Genomic DNA, 22,960 nt, shown 5'->3' with positions numbered 1-22,960 from the left:
CTCATGTTCAAAACAGCCCGATAAGAAATGCACTCCTGGGCTCTGGCTCGATGGTTCGACAAGCGACTCGAATTCGGCCGCCCGAAGTGGTGTGGTGCCTGAGCAACGCACGTTGACGGATACCATCGCTCATGTTGCTCACGAAGGCACTTGACTACGACCTGCCCGAGCACCTGATCGCGACCACCCCAGCCGAGCCTCGCGAGCGAGCACGGCTCATGGTCGTGTGGCCTGATCGCGTCGAACATCTCCGTGTTGCCGATCTGCCCGACCTCGTGGAGCCCGGCGACGCCCTGATCCTCAACCAAACACAGGTGCTCCCAGCCCGGTTCAGGGGGAGGGCGATCGAGACCGGCGGGTTTGCGGAAGGGCTGTGGCTCGGCGACGTCACGCAAGGGGATGCACTCACCTGGCACCTCTTTCTCAAAGCCCGACGCCTGCGAGCGGGGAAGCGATTTGAACTGCTCGATCGGGGTGATCGGCCATCGGGGTACGTTCTTGAACTGATCAGACGAGTGAGCGATGACGGGGTCTGGGAAGCGGCGGTCGAGGGCGGGCACACAACGCCCGAGGTGCTCAATGGCATCGGTCTGACACCATTGCCGCCGTACATCCGTGGTGCGCGCGCACGGGCGGGGGAGATTGTGGCAGAGGACGCCGATCGAAGGGCGTACCAGACGGTGGTGGCAATAGAGGCCAGGAACGCACCTGTTCTGGGTTCGGTGGCGGCACCAACTGCGGGTCTTCACTTCACGCGCGAGCTTCTCCATGCAATCGAATCTCGTGGCGTGCGTCGGGGCGAGGTGGTGCTTCAGGTGGGTGCGGGGACGTTCAAGCCGATCGAATCCGAGTTTGTCGAGCAGCATGTGATGCACCGGGAGTGGTGTTCGCTGGGGGGCGCAAGGTGGGCGATGGATCATCCGGGGCGCGTGGTTGCGGTTGGTTCCACAAGTGCGCGCACGCTGGAGAGCTATGGGCGGGCTTTGCGAGGGGGCGAGCAGCCGGGCGCGTGGATGGAGACGGATTTGCTGATCGCGCCGGGGTACGCATGGGAGCGTGTGGATGTGTTGCTGACGAACTTTCACCTGCCTCGTTCGACGCTTTTGGCGATGGTGGCGGCGATTGTGCCTGGCGGGGTGGAGCGGCTGCGGGCGTTGTACGCCGAGGCGGTGATGACGGGGTATCGCTTCTACAGTTACGGCGACGCCATGCTGATTGTGCCGAAAATTGGTTCAAGCGTGTGTGCGCCTGAGCGGCGGTGAACCGATGTGTGATTGGGCGCCTGGCGGAACCATTGAATCATGATGCTCGATCGGTTGATTGCGGGGTTGGATGTGCGCGTTGTGCAGGGGGACGCGGCGCGCGTGCGCATCTGCGACCTGACAGAAGACAGTCGGACGGTGATGCCGGGGTCGTTGTTCATTGCGCGAGCGGGGCTTTCGAGCGATGGCAGGCGTTTTGCGCGCGATGCCGTCGAGGCCGGTGCGTCGACGGTGCTGACGGATGACGAACAGATCGAGTGTCCGCGTGGGGTCGCGGTGTGCGTGACGCCACAAGTGGCGCTGGCGAGCGCGGTCTTGGCCGAGCGGTTCTATGGCGAGCCGGGGTCGAAACTCGCGATCGTGGGCGTGACCGGGACCAATGGAAAATCGACCATCGCGCATCTGGTTCATCGGATCCTGAATCGCTGCGGCGTGCGGTGCGGGCTGATCGGGACGATCGAGGTTGATGACGGGCGGGAGATCGCCCGGGCGAGCATGACAACTCCTCCGGCGATAGAACTGAGTCGCACGCTGGCGACCATGGTTGAGTCGGGGTGCCGGGCTGTGGTGATGGAGGTTTCGAGCCATGCGTTGGACCAGTTCCGGACCGATGGCCTGCGGTTCGACGTGGCGATCTTCACGAATCTGACGCATGACCACGGCGACTATCACGGGTCGCGGGAGCGTTATCTTGCAGCCAAGCGGCGGCTCTTCGGGTTGCTGCGCGAAGATGGTGTGGCCATCGCCAATTTTGATGACCCGGCGGCGCCAGAGATTGTCGCGCCTGCGCGACATGTGCGTCGGTGCTCAATGGGGGACCAAGCCGACCGCACGGGCAGAATCGTGTCGCACGAACTTTCGGGTCTGGAGGTCGTGATCGAAGGCGGGGTTCGAACGCGGCGAGCCCGGCTCGCGACGTTTGGCTCGTACAACGCGATGAACGCGATGCAGGCTGTGCTGGCGTGCGAGTCTGTGCTGGAGAAGGTCGAGCCTGAGGCTGCGGGTGAGCGACTCGATGGGGCGATTCAGGATCTGAACCCGCCGGAGGGCCGCCTGGAACTGATCAGTACACCGGCGGATGATGTCGCGGTGTTTGTGGACTATGCCCACTCGCCTGATGCCCTGGCGCATGTGCTGCAGGCAGTGCGCGAAGCGGGCGGCAAGCGGCTGTGTGCTGTGATCGGGTGTGGCGGAGATCGCGACCGCGAGAAGAGGCCCATGATGGGACGAATTGCAGCAGAGCATGCCGATCGGGTGATCGTGACGAGCGACAACCCGAGGCGCGAGTCGCCGGGCGCGATTGTGGCGCAGATTGTCGAAGGGATTGACGTGCGCGATCGCGGGCGCGTGGATGTGCATGTTGATCGGTCGCGGGCCATCGCAACAGCGATTCTCGGGGCGGTAGCTGGAGAAGTGATCGTGATCGCGGGCAAGGGACACGAGAAGGAGCAGATTTTGCCCGACCCAGCCGACCCGCAACGGGTGATCGCGCGCGTGTTCGATGACTCGAAAGAAGCGGCCAAGTTCCTGAGTGTGCGGCGTGCGCAATCGCGGGAGGCAAGTCTCGCATGAGTTTCTGGACTCTTGAATCCTTGCGGGCGGCGGCGGGGGGCGTGTGGCTCGCGCGTGGTGCTGGAGATGCGCCGCCAGCGATGCAGGGCGTGAGCATTGACTCGCGCACCGTTCGCCCGGGCCAGGTGTTTATCGCAATTGCCGGCCCGAACCATGATGGGCACGCGTTTGTCGAGCAGGCTGTCAAGGGTGGAAGCCCGCTCGTGATCGTGGAGCGGCCGACCGCTCGATTGCCTGACAGCGTTGCGGTGCTCAAGGTCGAGAGTGCGCGGCAGGCGCTGGTTCGGCTCGCTTCGGCGTATCGAAGGAGCATGCCAAGGCTCAAGGTCGTGGGGGTCACTGGCAGTTGCGGCAAGACGACGACGGTGCGCCTCATTCACGCGGTGTTGAGTCAGAAACTGCGCGGTTCGGCACCGCTCAAGTCGTTCAACAACGACATCGGGCTTCCGTTGACGCTTCTGGGGGCCCAGCCGAGCGATCAGTATGTGGTGTGCGAACTCGGGACCAACGCTCCGGGTGAGATTGAATATCTGGCGAGAATCTGCCAGCCGGATGTGGGCGTCATCACGATGATCGGGCATTCGCATCTGGAGAAACTTGGTTCGATCGAGGGTGTCGCAGCCGAGAAGGCGTCGATGCTGTCGCATCTGGCAGCTTCGGGTCTGGCGCTGCTGCCGTCGAGTGCGCCGATGCTCAGTCGATATGTGCCACAGGATGTGCTTGCGCGGAGCGTGTGGTTCGGGGCTGAAGAAGAGGCGGAACTGCGCGCGTCGGACGTGGTGAGCACGGAGCGCGGCGTCGAGTTTACGATCAATGAGCGCGTGCGATTCGGCGTGCCTTTGATCGGCGAGCACAACGCGGTGAACGCGACGGCAGCGATCGGTGTCGGGCGACGACTTGGGCTGGATGACGAGGCGATCCGGCAGGGGTTGCTTGGCGTTGTGCCGGCCGAGATGCGACTGGGCGTGCAACGCCTCGGGGCGGTGACGGTGCTCAATGACGTATACAACGCCAACACGGAATCCATGCAGGCAGCCTTGCGGGCGCTCAAGGCGTGGCACGAGCGCGGCAGACGGGTTGCGATTCTCGGCGACATGCTCGAATTGGGCGCTCAGACAACTGAACAGCACAGCGCCCTCGGGCAGTGGATCGCGCACGAGCGCCCGGCCGATCTGGTCATTCTCGTCGGCGACCATGTGCAACACACGCGCGACCAGGCGGCTGCAAGCGGCTCGATCGAGGTGCTGCTGCTGTCGGATGAGGAGGGCGTGTGGGATGCGATTGCGGGCCATCTGAGGCCTGGCGATGTGGTTCTGGTCAAGGCATCGCGTTCGAGCCGGCTGGAGCGGGCGATTGCAGCGATCGAGCAACGTTTCGGCGCGAATGTCGTCGTGGCGCCCCTGCGACAACCTACAGGCACTGCGGGTGATTGATGTTTTATCTGTTGCACCAGACATTGCGTGATTGGCTGGTTTCGACGGGTTTGTACCCTTTGTTCAGCCTGTTCGATGAGATCCAGTTTCGCGCGCTGGCTGCGATCGGGTTGTCGTTTCTGATCGTCATCGCGCTGGGCAAGCCGACGATTCGGAAACTGGTGCGCATGAAGATCGGGGATTCGGGGCTGACCGATGCGGCGGCGCTTCGCCAGACGGCGGTGACCAAAGCCAACACGCCGACGATGGGTGGTGTGCTCATTGTTGCAGCGATCGGGCTCTCGACACTTTTGCTGGCTGACCTTGCGAACTTTTATGTGCTGCTGTCGCTCGTGGTGCTGGTATGGCTGGCGGTGCTGGGGGGGTTTGACGACTGGCTGAAGCTCACGGCTGCGCGGCGCGGGACTGGAAGGCAGGGTCTCTATGCGTGGGAAAAACTGGTGTTTCAGTTGGGCATCGGGCTGCTGGTGGGGTACTTCGTGTTTCGCGAGGGGAACACGGAAGCGGCGCGCGACATTGCACACGTGCTGAACCTGCCGTTTCAGAAGACCTATACATCGCAGATCGGCGGCATGTCGGCGGGGCTGATTTTTCTTTCGCTTGGGCCTTTCATGCTGCTTTCGATGCTGATGGTGGGGGGGCTGAGCAACGCGGTGAACATCACAGACGGGATGGACGGGCTGGCGAGCGGGATCTGCGGGGTTGCGTCGCTGGCGATGTTGGCCCTGGCGCTGATTGGGGGCACGGAGACTTGGGCGCATTACCTGCTGGTGCCTCATGTGGTGGGGGCGGAGGAGCTTTCGGTCGTGGCCGGTGCGATGGCTGGGGCGTGCGTCGGATTCCTGTTCTGGAATTGCTCCCCGGCGATGGTGTTTATGGGAGACACGGGTTCATTGGCGCTGGGGGGGCTGATCGCATATATCGCGGTGGTGGTGCGGCAGGAAGCGGTGGCGCTGGTGCTGATGGGCGTGTGCCTGGTCGAGATCGGGTCGGTGGTGCTTCAGGTCGGGTACTTCCGCGCAACCGGGGGTAAACGTATTTTTCGGTGTGCTCCGTACCACCATCACCTGCACCTGGGTGGGTGGGGGGAGCAGCAGGTGGTTGTCCGGCTCTGGATTGTGACGATCCTGCTGGCGGTGGTTGCCTTGGCCAGCATCAAGGTGCGATGAGACACTCGGCGTCCGGGTTCGTATAGTGGTAGACTCGTTCGGGTCGGCACTGAGCCGCCGTCGGGAGGTATCGCGTCGGGGAGCACTGTGGCCCATCGGATCGAACTGGCAATTGTCGAACCAGCGGACAAGGTCCAAACGTTCTCGATCAACCTCGGGAACCTGGGCGATGAGTGTGTCGTGGGACGTAGTCGCGATTGTGGCGTGACGCTCGACGACGATATGACCGCGCCGAGGCATTGCCGCCTTTTCGTCGCGGACAAGGGACTGATGGTCGAGAATCTCGACGACGAGATCGGGACATGCCTCAACGGCGAGTTTCTGGCAGAGCCTGGTGCATTGCCCGCGCGGTGCGAGTTGCTCGTGGGAGCGACGCTGATTCGGGTGCGCGTGACACGGGATGATGCTTCGGGCGAAACGACACAGAGCGAAGTGCCCGAGGTCGTGCGAAATGTCGTGACTCCTGCGGCGGACGCACCGGCGGGGCGTTCGGCACCAGTCGCGCCGCCTCCGACGGCCGGAGTAGAGACGACGCCTTCGGGCTGGGCGGCTCCAACGCGCGGCATCGATGACAGCGCGACGCGTGATGAATCGCTCTGGCCTCGCAAGGAAGAACTGGTCGAACCGGCCATCGGTCAGGCAGCCTCAGAGGCGGTGTTTGAACAAGCGACGCCAGCGCCCGAACCGGTGGCAAGGCGCGAGTCCCCAGCGTCTTTCCAGCCGCCCTCACCGAGCCAGCAGGCATCAGACGTGACGCCACCATCGGCTTCGAGTTCGCAGGGTGAATCGGGCACGAGCAAGTCATGGGCGCGGGCGATGACCTACAGCCCCGATGCGAGTCTGGTTGACCGCATCGAACGCGACTTGCGTGAAGAGTTCTCGTCGTACCCGAGTGTGCGCGATGCTTCGGCTTTGCGCTTGCTGATCCAGCGCGGGGTGGAGCGTGCTAAGGGGTATGGCCTTGAGGAAGAGGAACACGTCTATCAGTTCCTGCGGTGCATGGTGATGCTCGATGATGAGATTGATGGCAGAAACCCAGACACGGAAGATGTGTGGCTGACGATCAGCCACGCCAAGCGGCCCGCGGCCCAGCGCATCGAGCGGGCTGTGAAGATTGCGTCGCGGCTCGCATCGGAGCGCAGCGGCTCGCGCTCTCGAGCGGCCCGGGCACCGTCGCGACCATCACCCAGCGCTCCAGCGGCGCCGATCCCGGCGGCTGCACCCGCAGCCTTTGACGTTTCGCCTTCACAAGGCTACTCGCGAGCGGGGCGCACAAACTCGCTTACGGATGCGGATGTAACGGCGGACCCGGAGCGATCATCCGCGACGCACGCAACGCGCGGCACGCCTCCGCCTCCGCCCGATGCAGCAGCGGCTGAGGACTCGCTGCCCGAGATTCCAGGGTTTGCGATCAAGGAAGAAATCGGGTCGGGCGGCATGGGGCGCGTGTTTCTTGCGTATGACACGCAACTGGACAAGGATGTCGCGATCAAGGTGCTGCGCTCGGTGGATCCGGAATCTCAGGAGCAGTTGCAGCACGAGGCAAGGGCTGCAGCCAAGCTCGAGCATCCGAACATCGTGCAAGTCGCCCGGTTCGAAAAGCTCGGCCGAGGCGGATACTACATCATGCAGTTCGTGCGCGGGCTTGACGGATCCAAACTGGTCAAGCGGTTTGAGTCCAAGGCTGCGCATCAGCTCACAGGGGATGCGGTGCTCGCGACGGCCGGGGTCGATCCGAAGCGTTCGCCCGCCGAACTGCGCGAACTGCTCCTCCCCGACAAGAACGCGTACTACCGGCTGGTTGCGTACTGGGTTGCGGGCGTTGCGGACGGCCTTGAGCGCGCCCATTCGGAGGGTGTGCTGCATCGCGACATCAAGCCGAGCAATCTTCTTCTGTCTTCCGACGGGCGCATGATGATTACGGACTTTGGTCTTGCGGCCAGGCCTGCGGATCGGCAGGGCATCGGGCGTGCGCGGGTCGGGACACCTCGGTACTTGTCGCCCGAGCGTGTGGCAGACTGGGCAAGTTTCTCGGATGAGGTGCAGTTGAATGACGCGCGGGCGGATGTGTGGAGCCTTGGTGCGGTGTTGTATGAGTTTCTGGTGTATCGCCCAGCATTTCGCGGGACGGTGGCCGAGGTTCTGCGCGATATCGTGACCGAAGCACCGGGCAAGCCAAGCACGCTGGTGTGGTCTGTGCCTGAGATTCTCGAGCGGATCTGCCTCCAGGCCATGGCCCGCCGACCGGATGATCGGTTTATGAAGGCTGGGGACATGGGCGAAGCCCTGCGGGGTTGGCTGCGGGTCGAGATGGGTGTCGAGCGCAAGGGGCGCATTCCGTTCCTGACCTGACATCGACCGGCTACGCCGATCCGGAAAATCTCATGGATCTGCCCGGATTGAACCGATATGATCGAGCGCTCGTATCCAATGATGCGGCAAGACTTTGCGCGTCTCAGGCAAGTGTAAACCCCTTATGCCCATTCAGCGTTACATCGTCGAAGTCGAAAACCAGCCCGACCGATCGGGAGCAACTGGCATGGTGACGGTGCAGTTTGACCAGGGTGGCATCAGTGCTAAGGGCGATGAGTTCACACAGTTGCGTCGCGTGACCAAGGGCGAGTGGGTGAGCATCGGGAGCGTGCGGGTGCGCGTCAGGCCTGCCTCCGAACTGCTCGATGAGGGCGAAATCAACAGTGCCAACTGGACTCGCCCCGAACTACTGGTTTCGACGCCCGAAGCCGACCGCATCCGTCGGCTGCGCTCGGTGCTGCCGATGGAGGAAGGGACGGACATCCTGATCGGCCGCAGCAGCAAGAAGAACGACATTGTGCTCGAAGACGAGCATGTTTCTCGTCGGCACCTCCGCATTGTGGTTCGCGGCGGGCGGCACTTCGTCGAGGATCTGGGCAGTCGATGGGGAACGATCGTCAATGGCACGCGCATCGATCTGTCGGTCGCGCTCAATCACGGCGATGAAGTGCGGCTTGGGCGATCTGTGCTGCGCTTCGTGAAGTTCTCTGACGGGTTCGAGTTCGTGCCCGACGATTCGGTCGCTGCGAGCATGGCTGAAGGACGTGGCCCGTCATGGAGGCCGGACCCGGAAGTCGGCGAAGATGGCATGACGCTGACCGCAACGACGCTGCTGGCCATCCCGGCGCCGGAGCCCACCAAGCCTGCAACCCCGGCACCGGTGGTTGTTCGCCAGGAGTCGGCAGACGACGGTGCAGGCGCGAGCATCTCGCAGAAACTGTCGAACTGGATGAGACCCAAGAAGTCGCGTTGAGTTTCATCGTGTTCGATCAGATCGCGGGCTTGAATTGAAAATCGAGTTCGGCCTCGGCTGCGCGAGCAATCGCGAGCAGTGTCTGTTCGTCGAACGGGCGAGCGACAAGTTGCACTCCGATCGGAAGCGAGGGCGTGGCGGAGGTCGTAGCGACGGGAATCGTGATGGCTGGCAGCCCGGCGAGGTTGATGCCGACCGTGTAGATATCTTCGAGATAGAGCGCGAGTGGATCGGCGAGTTTCTCGCCACGGCGGAATGCGGGCCCGGGCGATGCAGGCATCAGCAATGCGTGGACGCGGTGCTCGGAAAAAGCGCGGTCGTAGTCCTGTTTGATGAGTCGGCGAGTCTTGAGCGCACGCAAGTAGTATGCGTCGTAGTACCCGGCTGAGAGCACGTGCGCTCCGAGCATGATGCGCCGCTGCACCTCGCGCCCGAAGCCTTGCGAACGCGAGCGTGTGTACAAGTCATCCAGCGAGTCGCTCGGCGCGAGCGCAGCCCGCACGCCATAGCGCACGCCGTCGTAGCGAGCAAGGTTGGAACTCGCTTCTGCCGTCGCAACAATGTAATACGCATCGATGGCAAGCGGCGCGGTCGGAAGATCGACATCGACGATGGTCGCGCCACGCAGCCGAAGTGCGCCAGCGGTGCGCTCGACCGCAGCGTTCACGTCCTGGTGATTGTGCTCGGTGAGCATCGAGCGCACGAGACCGATGCGCAGGTCAGGGATCGGTTCATCTATCGTCGCCAGGTAGTTCGGCACGGGCTGGCGCGAGGAGGTCGAATCGTGCGGATCCTCTCCGGCGATGGTCTGAAGAATCGCAGCTGCGAGGCGAACATTGGCGGTGATCGGGCCGATGCAATCGAGGCTCGAGGCGTAGGCGACGAGCCCGAACCGACTCACGCGGCCATAGGTGGGCTTGAGCCCGACGACCCCGCAGTGTGAAGCCGGTTGACGGATGGAGCCTCCGGTGTCGGAGCCGAGCGCCGCGGGGACGATGCGTGCCGCAACAGCAGCCGCGGAGCCGCCGGAGCTTCCACCGGGAACGTGATCGAGGCTCCAGGGGTTCGAGGTTGGGCCAAAGGGCGAGTGCTCGGTCGAAGAGCCCATGCCGAACTCATCCATGTTGGTCTTGGCGATGATGGCAACGCCAGCAGCTTCGAGGCGAGCGACGGCGGTGGCGGCGAACGGTGAGCGGTAGTTGGCGAGAATCCGACTGCCCGCAGTGGTGAGGCCTTGGGTCGTGCAGATGTTGTCCTTGATGGCGATGGGGGTGCTGCTGAGCGTGTCATTGATGGCTGGACGCTTGTCGCGCAGATCGACGTCCGCCGGATCAAAGATCTGCGTGAAGGCGTTGAGCGACGGCTGATGGGCGTGGGCAGCAGCGATGGCGTGAGAGGCGAGGCTGGTCATGATTCGTGCTCGTCAATGAGGATCTGAACGGAGAATCCGCCGACGATGTCGTTGTTGTGAATGTAGAGCCAATCCTCGAGTTGGTCGATCGGGCGTGTGACTTGGTCGCCCAGTGCGAAGCCTTTGACCTCGTGAGGCTCATTGCCGAGCGTGCCTGAGATCGTGGTATCAGTGATGGCGTGGACGTCGATCCACATATGTTCGACCGCCTGGCCATCGTCGAAGGGAAACTTAGCCGAGTGGTTGATGCCTTTCTTGAGCGCAAAGGCTTCGGCAAACTCGGGAAATCGCGAGTGGGCTTCGCGTGCAGCATCGGCAAGGGCAGCATCATCTTGCGGGCGGTGGATAACGGAGGGCTGCGCAACATTGCTCATCAGGTCGAGCCACGGCCCCGTGCGCATGGCTTCGAGAATTTCGGGCGTGGGAATCGCAGCAAGATTGAGACCCGGCAGGAAGAGGAGCGTGGCAGTGGAAGGCGCGATCTCGGCAGCGATTTGTCCGATGACAGCAAAGGCCTGATCGGTGTCGCCCCCGAGATGGTCGATGGCGATCCATGCCTTGTGCGCGCGGTAGGCAGCATCAAAGTCAGGCCGGGAGGTCGGGGTGGTGTTGGACTCGGGGTCGGGGTCGTACGCAAAGCGAGCGATCAGGATGCCGTACACACAGCGATTCACAGCCACGGGAATCATGCGTCCGGGATCTTCGAGGTTCGGAGCGAAGTCTGGAGCCGGGAGGGCAGACGCTTCGAGCAGAGTCGGAGCACTCGTCGGAAGCGCGCGGCGCACCGCACTGACAATTTCAGCATCTGTCAGATTGGGGAGTTCCTTCATCAGGATGACGACAGAAAAGTTGAGATCGCTGCGCCGGGCGCGCGGGCGAAAGAGCCGCGTCAGTGTGCGCAGGATCGAGCCGATCATGCTCCGCCGCCTTCGCCGAGAACCTTGGGAACTTTGAAATAGTCGGTGTATCGGTCCGGAGCCAAGCCGAGCGAGGCGTCGTGGTCGAGGTGCGGGCCGAGTTCGTCGGACGCGAGGCGGTTGACGTCGCCCTCGACATGAGACATCGGTTCGACACCTTCCAGATCGAGGGTCGCGAGGTTCTCGGCGTGGTGGAGGACTGCTTCGAGCCGAGCCTGCAGGTCCGCGACTTGATCGGAAGCGATCGAAAGTTTGGCGAGTCGCGCGAGGCGATGGATGTCGTCGGCTGAAAGGGGAGGCATCGGAAAGTGTAGAGGCAGGAAAGTCAGAAGCGTTTGTGCGTGGCGCGTGTGTCCGGGCCTCGCAGCCCGAGGATCGAGCGGATGATGTGCACGTCTTCGGGGCGTGTGATTTTGATGTTGCGGCGTTCGCCCGCGACGATGAGGACACGCTGACCGAGTTTCTCGACAAGCGAGGCATCGTCGGTGCTTGACAGATCATTCTGGGCGTAAGCGCGGCGAAGGAGAGCAAGTTCGAAAACCTGAGGCGTCTGAACAGCCACAAGACCTGTGCGGTCGCAGGTTTCGAGAACGGGGCGAAGGTGTTGATTTCCGGTGGATGCGCCGAGGATGGCGGCAATCGGGTCGGCGTCAGGTGACTCCGTGATCGGATCGCCCGCTCGTTTGAGGGTGTCGTCGAGGGGAATGCCTGGGATCACGGCCGGGTGACGGGCTGCAGCATCAAAAACGCGGTCGATCAGAGTCTCTGAAGCAGCAGGGCGCGCAGCGTCATGGATGGCCACGTGAGTGTGGTCGTCGCTGACCAGAGCAAGTGCCTTTGCGACTGATTCGTATCGGTGCTTGGCTCCTCCACGGCAGATCTGTACGCCAAAAAGTGACAGTTTGTCGCTGTGTCGCAGCGAGAAGGCAGCGAAGGCATCGTCGGAGGCCGGGGCGGCGACGATAATGGTGCCGACGTCGTCGCGGGTGTTGAAGAGTTCGACTGTGCGCTGAAGAACAGGTTTTCCGCCTAGATCTTCGTCTAGTTTGGATCGGGTAGGGTCATCGGTGCGAAATCGGGCCGAAGCACCTGCTGCGGGAATGATGACTGCTACACGCATCGGTTTAGGTCCTTTGGGGTTTGGGTTGACAATAGATGGTTCAAAGTAGGGTAGATGATGACAATGGGGGATTGCCGGTGCTACACTGTGACCCCGTAACTGTCTGTTCTGCGGGCTGTTCTGTGGGATGTTTGCGAATCGGACCAGGTTTGCAATTTGATAGGCCGCTCGGTTCTCTTGAGCGGTAGTGAACCCGTAACTTGGAGTATGTCATGCAAGTGAAATCGTTGAAACTGGCAGGCGCGGTGCTTTTTGCAGCATCGCTGTTGCTGGGCACCGGATGCCGGTCCCATGAACAGCGGGCGACAAGCGAGACGGTCAAAGTCGAGCACGTCGCTGTGGAGTTGGAGGGGCAGCCCGATCCGTGGTGGGATCCGAGGCCACCCAAGCGTCGGACAGACGGCGTTCCGGCCCAAGCACCCGCACAGGAGACACGCGCTCCGGCAGTGACGGCAGGACGTGGCTCGGTCTCGGCGGCGTATCCGACGGGCGATCCACGCACGAGCGCGATCCTGATCGAGAAGTTCTTCCCGACCACGGTCAACGCAGGTGCGCCGTTCGATTACGAAATTCGGGTGACCAACCTGACGAGCCTCGATCTGGACAATGTTCAGATCTGGGACTCAGTCCCGAACAACTTCCGTCTGATCTCCGCCGATCCGTCGGTCACGAGTTCGGACGCTGGCACATTGCACTGGCTTCTCGGCTCGATGGGACCGCGCGAAGTTCGCACAATCAAGGTCCGCGGGTCCGCCCCGGCTGAGGGCAGTATTCAGGCCTGCGCCAAGGTGTCGTATGACACGAGCCTCTGCAATGAGATCCTTGTCGTCAAGCCGGCCCTGACGCTCGCGGTCACGACCATTCCGGAAGCCTTGATCTGCGACAACATCCCGATCAAGTACACCGTGTGCAACACCGGCACCGGCCCGGCGACCAACGTCGTTGTCACCGAAACGCTGCCCGAAGGTCTCACCGTCAACGGTGCGCGTGAAGTTCGCTTCACCGCCCCGGCTCTCGCAGCCGGACAGTGCCAGGACTTCACCGTCATGGCCAAGGCTGCCAAGACAGGCGCGTTCTCGTTCGCGGGCAATGCCGCAGCCGAAGGCGATCTGAAGGCCACCGCCGAGGCAGCTCGCACCACCGTGCGTCAGGCTGTGCTCGCAGTTGATATCGAGTGCCCCGGCCGCACCTTCCTCGGCCGCAACACGACCTTCAAGGTCACGGCTGAGAACAAGGGTGACGGCGTGGCCGCTGGTGCTTCGCTGGTCGTTCCCGTTCCGGCAGGTTCCGAGTTCGTCTCCGCCACTGGCGGTGGCACACTCCAGGGCGGAAACGTCGTCTGGAATCTCGGCAACTTCGCACCCGGTGCACGCGTGAGCGGCGAGATCGTCGTCCGCGCATCGTCGGCTCAGAGCCTGACCGCCCGCGCAACTCTCACGGGAACCTGCGCCACAGCGGTCAACGATCAGTGCCAGACCAACATCGAAGGTATTCCCGCGATGCTGCTCGACGGCTATGACGATCCGGACCCGATCGAACTCCGCCAGACCGTGACGTACACGCTCACCGTCACCAACCAGGGTTCGGCAGACCTGACCAATGTTCGCTTCCGCTCCTTCATGGACGAAGGCAACACGATGGAGTTCGTCTCCGCCACCGGCGCGACACCCGATGGCCCGGCCACTGGCCAGGCCCGCGGACTCGAGATCACCTTCCCGGCTGTCACTCGGATCGCTCCGGGGGCAACCGCGACCTATCGGATTACGGTCCGTGCGGTCAAGGCCGGTCAGGTGTCCTTCCGTGCCGAGTCGGTCTCGAACGAGATCACCAGGCCTCTGATCAAGGTCGAGACGACCAACTTCTACGAGTAATCTTCGAGGCAACTCAACGAATACTCACCAACGCCCGGGCTTCGGCTCGGGCGTTTTTCTTTTTGTCGTACCAGGCATTGCATGTGTCCGGGGCTGCACACAAGTCGATCAGACTTTGCGAATTCGTTAAACCCACGAGCCAGCACAATCGCTGTAGCCCCGATGTTGACATTGGCGTGACCATCTGAGGACTTGACACGGGGGGGGGCAGTGGTACACTGAAAATTGATAGAGGTGCATATTCATGCTCAAGTTCTCACGCGATGTGCAAGTGAAGTCACCGAGGCAAGAGTCGTTGCCCCGGCTGAGCTGGGCAATGTGCACGCGGAAGACTCGGCTCATCCGGGGTTTCTCGCTGATCGAACTGGTGGTTGTGATCGGGATCGTGATGATCTTGATAGGGCTGATGGCTCCATCGCTCGGCCGGGCGATGTCGCAGGCGAAACTGACGCGCGATGTGGCGCTGGTGCGACAGCATGCCGCGACGATTGCGATGTATGCCGGAGATTACAAGGAGGCCCACCCGTATCCATACGATCTGACAGGGCACTTGTACAGGGTTGCAGGTGACTGGGCTTTGCCGATGATCGAGAGCGGGCACTTCGAGAATGTGGCGGAGGTCGATCCGTATACGCTCGACGGTCGTTTGTTCTCTTACATGATGTCGATTGCGATGGTGTATAACGCGGATGAAATGAGACCGGGCTATGTGCCTCTCGCGATTCATCAGAAGTCTAACACGACTCGTGCCTTTCAGGTGCTCTTTCCGAGTTCAAAGGGCCTGCTGGTGCGAGAAAGCAACGGACTTGCGCCTTCTGAAGGAGGAACGGGGTTTTGCTGTGCTTGGCCTTGGATCGCGCCGATCGCATTCAGCGATGGCTCGGCGGGTAGCGGAACGTATGTGGATTTCAACGAAGAAATGCCGCTGCTCCTTGATGAGGGCATCGGCATGCCAGTGATCTCGACATGGTTCGGGGTGCGTGGTCGAGATCGATAATTCAGTGATTTTGGAAGAGAATGTGGAAAGGATGAGAAAATGAAGGGTCGTAGAACTGTCGGGATCTTGGCGTGTGGGATTCTGGTGGCAAGTGCAATCGCGCAAGCCGCGCCGGTGTGTTGCAAGTATCTTTATCAGTGGCCTGCGGAAGAGAATCCGCCTTCTGAATTGGGTGGCCCGTGTTCCGGGTCATATGCCGTCGTGTGTGAACAGGACGCCGTGTCCGGGTTCAATAATGATCAGCACGTGAAAGCGCGGGCTGGATGGCGATGGGCAAACTGCTACTCTTACGAGCTCAATGAGGGTGCGTACTTTGCGCGTGGAGAGTGCGCAGGCGGCCCACCTCCAGGCGGAAAGCTCATCGGGATTCTGCCAGACGGACGCTGTTGCTGGCTGGTGGGGACTCGAACGCTGACCGTTTTTCCCCAACTGTATCAGATTTGGAACTGCGAGAACAGTTGTCTGTCTGGCCCACCGGTGTAAAGATTTTGAATCCGAGGGGATACGGCGATGTTGAGCAAATCTTGCGTATTGCTGGCGTGTCTAAATGTAGCGGTTGCCACTGGGTTCTCGAAGTCGGAATCACAAAACTCGTCATTTTATGATTCATCGTGGCATGAGTTGAAAGAAGCCTCGACAACTTGGGGAAAGTCATCAGGGACTATCGTCGCGACTTTCGAATTTTCAGGAGAAACTAAGAATGGCATGCAGGGATACGGTCGGATGATTATCGCATATGATGCGGTGACCGGCGCGTGGTTCCAAGCAAGCCAACAGGATGTCATGGGACGTGATCGAATGGGGCGATCATTTAGGGGAGAGGCACGGCGGGGCTCTATCGTCATCGATGAGCAGCCTGTCGACGATAGTGGGCTCTCTTTGAGTTATTATATTCCGAGCATATATACACAGTGGCTGTTGCAAGAATCGTCACGAGCATCGCGAATTGAACGCGCGATTGACCAGACGTGGCGGGTTTCATTTCAACGGCCCTTCTATGGGACATCAAGGACGCGGGCCGCGTCGATTATACTGAGCGCTGATGGTAGCCCACAACGGCTTGAAGTGGCTGCCGACCCTGAAATGGGACATCCGGTGGGAGACACGATCTCTTACACGATTGATCAGCGTTCACCGCCGGGTTTCGCGGTTGTCGAAAAGACAGGCGGTGCAAACCCATTTCGCCTTGTCCAGATTGATTATTTTCCCGATGGGAAGACAGAACTCTTCGAGGTGGAGAACATCGAATCAATGGCAGTTGATAACCGGATCTTAGGGGAGATGAGAGTTACTGCAATTTCCGGTGAAGCGATGCGTGGCCGTGAACCCGCAAGCATTGTATATGAGCAGCAGCGAGTCTCGAGAATGAGTTGGCCCCTGATCGTGACAGGTATTGTCGTTGTGGTGATCGGGCTGTTTGTATTGATTCGCGCGAGGGTTGCGCGGTGATGACAGCCGCGCCCGGGGTGATCACGTTTGCGGGACCTAAGCCTTGTGCACGATTGGCAGCTGCCGCCCTTCTGCTTGTCGCGCTCGGCGTATCACTTCTGCTGCTGTACTCGGGAATCGAGAAAATTGCTGATCTGGAGACATTCAAGCGTGTGGTTGTCTCGCATGGCTTGTTGAGCAGTTCGGTTGCTGGTCTTGCTTCAACCGCACTTGTGATTGTTGAACTTCTGGTTGGCGGGCTGGGGCTCGTGTTGATCTTGACACGCGGCCAGAGAGCGGTGGGCTTGGTGTTACTTGCTGGTGCTGTGGTGTTTTTGGTGTTTGCCGGTTATGCCGCTGCACTCACGATCAGGCCTCCCCCAGAGCCCACTTCGTGCGGGTGTGGCCTGCTTGCATCGGGAGAGGCCAACTGGGGCGTGATCCTGACGCGCAGTGTGATCGCGGCCTCGCTGCTTGCTGCTGGGGCGTTGTTCAGCGCGACGCGACCAGTACAAGTAGCCACATCGCACAGCGTGTCGGCCCAACCGGCGCTAGAATAACCCATTGACAAGTTGGGGCCGATGTGGTTTCGACCGTGCAGGGAAGGCTTGATGATGCGTGTCGAGGGGCGTGCTGGCCTCGTAAAAAGCACGCAAACACTATGACTGCCGAACCGCAGTACGCAATGGCAGCCTAAAGGGCTTCCGATCCGTCGCTCGACGTCCGATACGGCGGCGGGTCAAGACATCGGGCTGGCAGAGTCGGGGTGCAACCGGCCGATTCTGCGAGGAGGTTCACCGGTCGCTGGGCCGAAGTGCAGGCTGTTGCTGGCCGGCACCACGCCGAGATTCAAAACAGCAACTACACACGTAGACGCATCCTGCTGACTGCATTGGGACGGGGGTTCGATTCCCCCCGGCTCCATTTCCTTGTAGGACAAGGACTTGCGGAAATATCTCGCAAGTTCCCGCAACGGGCGGACTTACGCCCGTTGGTCGTTTTTGGCGTGGCGGCCTGCTTCGGGCCATTTCGAGGCGTTTCCGACGCCTTCTGCTGCGCCTGGCGCTGCGCGCAGTTCGGGTGGGTCGCACCGGTGCTCGCCGCTCTCTCAAACAGCTCGTCTGGCACGGCGTTGGCGTAGTGCTTGCCACTGACAGTGATGCTGTGGCCGATCCACTTGCTCACCGCGAACTGCGGGAAGGTCATCGCCATCTCCTTTTCGCACGACGAGCGGAGCGTCTGCCAGAGGCGGTCCCAAGGCTCGACGCCGGCTGCGGCGCAGATGCGTCGGACCTGTCGGATGATAGCGCCCTTGCCGCCGATCGCGACGATCGGCATGTCGCCGTCCGGCATCGCCTCGAAGCGGTCTTGGAGCAACGTCATCAGTTTTGGCATGATGGGAACGACCCGCTGGGCATGGCCCTCGTATCGCTCCGTCTTCGGGCTGTGAACGGTAAGGCGGGCGCCGAGAAAGTCCACATCGGCCCAGGTGAGCCGGTGCGATTCGCTCGGGATGCGCAGTCCGGCGTAGCGGGCAAGGCCGAAAAGCAGCCGCCACTCGGAATCCGGGCAGGCGTCGATGACGGCCTCGATTTCTTCGGGCGTGACGTATCGCGTGTACTTACTTGGGGTCGGACCGCTCTTGAGAGTGTCGAAGGGGTTAGCGTCGATGACCTTGCGGCGAACCGCCTCGGCCAGCATCGTCTTCGCATTGCCGCAGTGTGTGCGGACGGCTGCCTCCGACAGACCCAGATCTTTGAGCGACCGTCGCCATGCCGTTGCCTCCTCGGGCTCGATCTTCCGCAGCGACTGGTCCTTGTCGAAGAACGCGAGCAGCTTGGTCTGCGTCTGGCGGAGTTTACGGATGCTCTCGGGCTTGAGGTCATCGGCTCGCTCAGTGATGTAGCCGTTGATGAGTGTGCCGAGAGTGGCGCTGTGGCGGGCGGGGACGAGGTCAACCGCGGCGAGCTTGGCGTGCATGCGGTCGTCAAGGTTGGCAAGCCAGCGGGCGGTGTCGTCCCCGGGGGCGTGGCCATGCATGGCCGCGCTGGCAAGGTCCTCAACGCGGACCTTGAAGGCTTCGGCGTAGCGCTTGGCGACCTTGCCGAGCGTGATGTGCCGTGGCGTGCCGTCGGTGGTGCGGAAGCTGATGAATCGACTTCCATTGCTGCGGGTGGTGATGCTTGCCATCAGGCGGACCTCCGTATTCGTGAGTGATGCACGGCTGGGGGAAAGGGTCAAGCGGGACGGGCTGATTCCGTCAAAATGTGTACGGATTTAGTCGATGGGCGCGCGGACCTCACCGCCTGACACTGACGAAACTGACGAAACCCCGCCCTGCGGCCCATCCGGGGCGTGTGCTGCCGGCGTGGGCGGGGATGTGTCGGACGCAATGGCATGGCCGTTGAGTGTGAACCGACGCGAAGGCCGACCACCGCGGGCCCCAGGCGCGTGCCATGACCACATACCATGACCAGCATTCACCATGGCGTCGAGTTCCGCCTCGGCGTCGGTTGCCCGGCGTAGCGAGCGGAGGCGTTGCCACTCGCGAATGCTCACAGACCCGCCGTGGCGAGAGATCAGTGCGAGGTGACGCTTCATGACACGCCCCTCGGGGGGCTCGATGATGCTGAGCCGCGCGTGAAGCTCAGAGGCGGCGAGGTAGTCGGCCCACGCGATGGCAGATGCCATCGTTTCGACATCGATGTGAGTGGCGTCCGCGGGCGTGTTCGTTCGACCCCAAGTCGCCAGCGCGTGCAGCGTCAGCGCGAACCGCAGTGAAAGGCCGCAGAGCTTGCCGCCCCACGCGCGGCGCTCGGCCAGATCACCGAGCCCCAGAGCGGCTTCGTTCCGCAGTTGGAAGGCGTGGTACACCGCGTCGGCCTCGGGTGAGAGCGCGATGGCAACGGGGTCGACATTGGGATCGTCGCTCGGCTCGAAGGAGAGCAGTCTGGTGATGGCGGAATGCCACGCCTCCCGCGCAGACACCGCCACCTGCTCGGGGCGTACGTCGCGCGTGCCAACGAGGTCCGGGGGGGCGATGACGGCAAAGCGGGCAAGAAGTCCACGTCCCTCCGCCTGCGGATCGCACCACACCGCCTCGACCGCCGCCCGTTGGACGCACAGTGCCACTGCAAGCGCTGGGCGGTCGATCACGTCGGAAGGGCGACCGATTCGATGAGCACGATACGGATCGCCCGCGTGACCCTTCAGGAGCGCGCCGTAGTTTCGCACGCCGGAGTAACGTCCCTGCACGATATCGAGCGCGTCACCCTCGGCGCTCGCGAGCAGTGCCCGCCCGTGATTGTCCTTCATCTGTCGCACAAGCGCTTCCGGCGTCGGCTCACATGCCAAGAGCGCTGGCGAGGTTGGTACGGGGGTCGCTTCCTTCTCTTGGGCGAGCAGGATCGCGTCACCCTCGATCGCAGCGCGTTGGAGCGGGTTGTCATTCCTAGATGCTTGATCCTCGAGTGCGCGAATACGCCGTTCAGCGATGCGATGCCGCTGGGCCGCCGCGGCGATGAGAGGGCGCATTTCGCGACCCTTGTCGGCCTCCCACTTCAGAATCGGCCGCAGCAGTTCGGTTAACACTGCCGACTTGCGCGTGCCAGGCTCAGAGAGTACAAGGGCCCACAAGGGGGCCGGCTCGATGTGATCTCCATGCCCTCGTATGCACGCGACGTTGCAGATGCATGCCGACCCCACGGCCAAGCCAAGCAGCGCGGCCATCTCGGGTGGCGTCTGGGTCGAGCGAGCCAGGTCGGCGAAGAAGTCGCAGATGTCACCGGTCGCGTCGGGGAAGAGTGCAGCGGGATTGAACGTAGGCGGACTCTCCGGACAGTCCGGTACGGGCTCATCCTCGATGACGGGTGCGTTCGCCAATGCCAACGCATCCAACTTCGCTTTTAATGCCTCGACATCGTCCCCATCCATCGCGACGACGTCGACAAGGTCGCCGCCTGGTGCAAGCCCGGGCCAGTGGTCGGCCAGCCGGACAACGTGGACTTCCTGAGCGCCGGCCGCCCGGCATTGCCGCGCTACATCTTCGGCGTACGCCACGCCCGCCGGGTCGTTGTCGGGGAAGATCACGACGACCTTGCCCTTCATCGCAGACCAGTCGGACTTGCCCGCAGCCTTGCTGCCGCCTGCACTGGTCGTGGCAACAAGACGGAGGGCCCGAGCGGCATCCACGCACGTTTCGCCCTCCACGACATAGATCAGTGCACCGTCGGGTAGATGCGACAACTCAGGCAAGTGCAGCAGTGGTCGTGGCTCAGGCATCGCCGCCATGGCCCAGCCATCGCCGCGCCGACAGATCGGCCGCACGACCTTTCCACCCGTTGGCGGATTCCATCGGAGCACTTCGCCGACCGGTTCGCCTGTCGTGTCGGTGTAGGTCCATCGTGCAGCACATGGCCCGTGTGTGCGCTCATAGGCCGCGATCGCTTCGTCGGCGGTGGGAAAAGTCGAGCCGCTCTTTGGTTCGCGAGAAAGGGCGGGCAAGCTCCTCGCTTCGACGATCGGTGCTGGCATGAGCTCTCTTAGCGTCAGCCCTAGCGCGCCGAGGATCGCTTCCACCGCGCACCCGGCGTGGCAGTGCAAGAGGACGCGAGCATCCGCGCCGACTCCGATCGACAGCGAAGGATTACGGTCGTCGTGCGCGGGGCAGCACGCCGACCACGCCTCACCCTGTCGCGTTGGCCTGCAGCCCTCTCGGGTGAGCGCATCGAGCACGGCATCGATCCGGTCACCCATGGTCCACCACCTGGGGCGCTCCCTTTGCTCGCTCGATGAACAACCGGAGATCAGCAGGATCAATGCGGACACTGCGCCCAAACCGAACGGCGGGCAGCTTGCCCTCATCGACAAGAGTCCAAACCGCGCGGTCACTGACACCCAGCACTGCTGCGACCTCCCTGTAGGTCAAGAGGCGATCCATCATGGGAGATGCAGGGTCGTGGCGACTCATGCGTCACCCCGCATCCCGCCCGTGTCGCGGTCCACGTCGATGCGCCCGAGCTCGACGCCGACCCGGTCGACGTCTACTGGCGCAAAGACACGGGCGATCCCGGCGGTCGCGATCGGGTTGATCCTCCGGGTATCAATGATGTATTCAACGCGGTGGCGCGGTACTCTGAGGTGCTCGGCGATTCGCGCGACGGTCCAAAGCCTGTCCTGCGGTGCTTTCGTGGGTCTGGCCATGTCGGGCTCCGAACCGGTCTCGACCCATGTGCCCGGTCTTCGGTACCGGGAATCGAATAGGCCTGCAACCAAACCCGCCGTGGTCACTGACCGCATGCTCAGATCGCTGCAAATGGCGTCAAGACGCGGCGAAACCGCGTCCATCGACTGTGATCGCAGCACCCTCTCCGGAAAAGAAATTTGACTTTGTTGTGACCGTCACACCGGTGGTCAGTGACGGCACACTCGCGGATCGAGGGTTCTGGAACTGTCAGTCGTCATGCCGATCCTCTTGTGGCTGGGCGCGCCTATTCAGATCATAGATGCCGCCAGCCGGCGCTGCATGCTTCCGCGCCCTGGCGTTCTTCTGCGCGCTGCGGTGCTGACGCCAGACCTTTGACTCGGAGATGTGGGCCGCGGCGATGCCGGTCATTTCGCGGATCTTCTGTCGCGTCGCCGTGGGCTCCTTGCTCAGCGCCTCGGCGATCTTGAACTCGTCCATGTCGATGTCCGAGGCGGTGCGCCGGGAGCGGCGCTTCGGAGCACCGGCGACACCCACCGCCATCGGACGCTCGGCGCCCACCCCCGCCAGCGGCGGCTGCTTCAACCTTCGATCCGTTGCCTCGACGAGTCCGAGCGCTCCGCGCACGGCGTCTATCGCTTCCAATGACCAATCGCCATCGGGCGACAACGACCGCCGAATTTCGTCGATCCGCCCTTCGATGCGAGACGCCAAGCCTGAGTAGCCCAGAATCTCCAGATGCACGAGGTAGTCTGAGCCGATTTCAACAAGCAGGCGATCGAAACCACGGTGCGGCCCCGCACTTGCATCTTCGATGGCTGCCGAGAGCAACACCGCCAACGGGCTACGCATCGTCGTAGCCCTGCCAGACCTCAGCGGGGATCTCATCGGCCAGATCTTCGAGCCGCCCGGCCGCCTGGTTCATCGCCTGCTGGAGTTGATCGATCGGCTCAATCGGACCCGCCCGCTCGTCGTCCCGAAGCCAGGCACGCAGTTCCCCTTGGTCGTACGCCCGGGCGACCTCAATCAGGGACGCGATCGCGTCATCGATCTCGTTCGCGTCATCCGGTCGGCCCCTCATTTCCAGCCAGACGATCAGGTCCGCGGCGGCAGCACGGAAGCGCTCAGTTAACTCAACCGCGCCACCGGGAGCGTCGACCTGGCGCGTGGGCTCGAACAACTGGTCCCCAAAGCGGCCGAGTTCATCATCGGCATCGGAAATAGCGAGCAGTAGATGGATGATCGGAGATCGGTCCCGCATATGTGAACTCACATGGTTTCCAGCCGAGAG

19 protein-coding genes, 1 other RNA gene and 1 pseudogene are annotated in these 22,960 nt (G+C 62.3%); 11 read left to right on the top strand and 10 right to left on the bottom strand.

The annotated features are described in order from the left end of the window. Positions 1-131 precede the first annotated feature (131 nt). The 6 genes from KF757_05745 to KF757_05720 all read left to right on the top strand — a co-directional run bounded on the left by KF757_05745 (position 132) and on the right by KF757_05720 (position 8,722). Positions 132-1,262 (top strand): S-adenosylmethionine:tRNA ribosyltransferase-isomerase, encoded by a 1,131-nt coding sequence (locus KF757_05745; GenBank protein MBX3322474.1) that lies wholly within the window; start codon positions 132-134, stop codon positions 1,260-1,262. A gap of 39 nt (positions 1,263-1,301) precedes the next feature. Continuing rightward, positions 1,302-2,834 carry a UDP-N-acetylmuramoyl-L-alanyl-D-glutamate--2,6-diaminopimelate ligase gene (locus KF757_05740; protein MBX3322473.1) on the top strand — a complete coding sequence of 511 codons (1,533 nt, stop codon included), beginning with the start codon at positions 1,302-1,304 and terminating at the stop codon, positions 2,832-2,834. Next, positions 2,831-4,267: a UDP-N-acetylmuramoyl-tripeptide--D-alanyl-D-alanine ligase gene (locus tag KF757_05735; protein ID MBX3322472.1), complete on the top strand. Its 1,437-nt coding sequence runs from the start codon at positions 2,831-2,833 to the stop codon at positions 4,265-4,267. The genes KF757_05740 and KF757_05735 overlap by 4 nt, the downstream gene beginning before the upstream one ends. Next, positions 4,267-5,436 (top strand): phospho-N-acetylmuramoyl-pentapeptide-transferase, encoded by a 1,170-nt coding sequence (gene mraY / locus KF757_05730; protein ID MBX3322471.1) that lies wholly within the window; start codon positions 4,267-4,269, stop codon positions 5,434-5,436. Before KF757_05735 ends, mraY begins: the two co-directional genes overlap by 1 nt. A gap of 180 nt (positions 5,437-5,616) precedes the next feature. Continuing rightward, on the top strand, positions 5,617-7,788 hold the full coding sequence (locus KF757_05725; GenBank protein MBX3322470.1) for a protein kinase: 2,172 nt from the start codon (positions 5,617-5,619) through the stop codon (positions 7,786-7,788). Positions 7,789-7,912: 124 nt separating this feature from the next. Beyond that, on the top strand, positions 7,913-8,722 hold the full coding sequence (locus KF757_05720; protein ID MBX3322469.1) for an FHA domain-containing protein: 810 nt from the start codon (positions 7,913-7,915) through the stop codon (positions 8,720-8,722). Positions 8,723-8,738: 16 nt separating this feature from the next. Here the strand turns inward: KF757_05720 and gatA are convergent, their stop codons facing one another. Genes gatA through KF757_05700 form a run of 4 tightly spaced genes read right to left on the bottom strand, consistent with a single transcriptional unit; the run spans position 8,739 to position 12,170 of the window. Beyond that, positions 8,739-10,133: an Asp-tRNA(Asn)/Glu-tRNA(Gln) amidotransferase subunit GatA gene (gene gatA, locus KF757_05715; protein MBX3322468.1), complete on the bottom strand. Its 1,395-nt coding sequence runs from the start codon at positions 10,131-10,133 to the stop codon at positions 8,739-8,741. Further along, positions 10,130-11,050, bottom strand: coding sequence for a DUF2314 domain-containing protein (locus KF757_05710; protein ID MBX3322467.1), 921 nt, complete (start codon positions 11,048-11,050; stop codon positions 10,130-10,132). The genes gatA and KF757_05710 overlap by 4 nt, the downstream gene beginning before the upstream one ends. Continuing rightward, complete coding sequence (gatC, locus tag KF757_05705; GenBank protein ID MBX3322466.1) at positions 11,047-11,352, bottom strand: Asp-tRNA(Asn)/Glu-tRNA(Gln) amidotransferase subunit GatC; 306 nt, start codon at positions 11,350-11,352, stop codon at positions 11,047-11,049. Before gatC ends, KF757_05710 begins: the two co-directional genes overlap by 4 nt. A 23-nt stretch (positions 11,353-11,375) precedes the next feature. Beyond that, positions 11,376-12,170, bottom strand: coding sequence for a 2-C-methyl-D-erythritol 4-phosphate cytidylyltransferase (locus tag KF757_05700; protein ID MBX3322465.1), 795 nt, complete (start codon positions 12,168-12,170; stop codon positions 11,376-11,378). A gap of 212 nt (positions 12,171-12,382) precedes the next feature. Here KF757_05700 and KF757_05695 point away from each other — a divergent pair, with 212 nt between their 5' ends. From KF757_05695 to ssrA, 5 genes are all read left to right on the top strand, one after another. Further along, positions 12,383-14,041 (top strand): DUF11 domain-containing protein, encoded by a 1,659-nt coding sequence (locus KF757_05695; GenBank protein MBX3322464.1) that lies wholly within the window; start codon positions 12,383-12,385, stop codon positions 14,039-14,041. Between the two features lie 244 nt (positions 14,042-14,285). Then, entirely contained in the window at positions 14,286-15,038 is a 753-nt protein-coding gene (locus tag KF757_05690) for a type II secretion system protein (GenBank protein MBX3322463.1), read from the top strand. A gap of 510 nt (positions 15,039-15,548) precedes the next feature. Then, positions 15,549-16,487, top strand: a complete 939-nt coding sequence (locus tag KF757_05685; protein ID MBX3322462.1) for a hypothetical protein — start codon at positions 15,549-15,551, stop codon at positions 16,485-16,487. Next, on the top strand, positions 16,487-17,026 hold the full coding sequence (locus KF757_05680) for a hypothetical protein (protein ID MBX3322461.1): 540 nt from the start codon (positions 16,487-16,489) through the stop codon (positions 17,024-17,026). Before KF757_05685 ends, KF757_05680 begins: the two co-directional genes overlap by 1 nt. 14 nt (positions 17,027-17,040) lie before the next feature. Continuing rightward, positions 17,041-17,393: a transfer-messenger RNA gene (ssrA, locus tag KF757_05675) on the top strand. A 207-nt stretch (positions 17,394-17,600) separates the two neighbouring features. Here ssrA and KF757_05670 read toward each other — a convergent pair. The 6 genes and pseudogenes from KF757_05670 to KF757_05645 form a co-directional block, all read right to left on the bottom strand. Next, positions 17,601-18,167: pseudogene (locus KF757_05670) on the bottom strand (tyrosine-type recombinase/integrase). A gap of 576 nt (positions 18,168-18,743) precedes the next feature. Next, the gene (locus tag KF757_05665; GenBank protein MBX3322460.1) at positions 18,744-21,221 is read right to left on the bottom strand and encodes a DUF3987 domain-containing protein; all 2,478 of its coding nucleotides are present in this window, start codon (positions 21,219-21,221) and stop codon (positions 18,744-18,746) included. After that, positions 21,214-21,435: a helix-turn-helix domain-containing protein gene (locus KF757_05660; protein ID MBX3322459.1), complete on the bottom strand. Its 222-nt coding sequence runs from the start codon at positions 21,433-21,435 to the stop codon at positions 21,214-21,216. The genes KF757_05665 and KF757_05660 overlap by 8 nt, the downstream gene beginning before the upstream one ends. Then, positions 21,432-21,668, bottom strand: a complete 237-nt coding sequence (locus KF757_05655) for a hypothetical protein (protein MBX3322458.1) — start codon at positions 21,666-21,668, stop codon at positions 21,432-21,434. Before KF757_05655 ends, KF757_05660 begins: the two co-directional genes overlap by 4 nt. A 250-nt stretch (positions 21,669-21,918) precedes the next feature. Further along, positions 21,919-22,521 (bottom strand): hypothetical protein, encoded by a 603-nt coding sequence (locus tag KF757_05650; GenBank protein MBX3322457.1) that lies wholly within the window; start codon positions 22,519-22,521, stop codon positions 21,919-21,921. After that, the gene (locus KF757_05645; GenBank protein ID MBX3322456.1) at positions 22,514-22,930 is read right to left on the bottom strand and encodes a hypothetical protein; all 417 of its coding nucleotides are present in this window, start codon (positions 22,928-22,930) and stop codon (positions 22,514-22,516) included. The genes KF757_05650 and KF757_05645 overlap by 8 nt, the downstream gene beginning before the upstream one ends. Positions 22,931-22,960: the final 30 nt, after the last annotated feature.

It is taken from the genome of Phycisphaeraceae bacterium (assembly GCA_019636795.1).
Classification (GTDB): domain Bacteria; phylum Planctomycetota; class Phycisphaerae; order Phycisphaerales; family UBA1924; genus JAHBWW01.
This window is presented reverse-complemented; position numbering and strand designations above follow the sequence as displayed.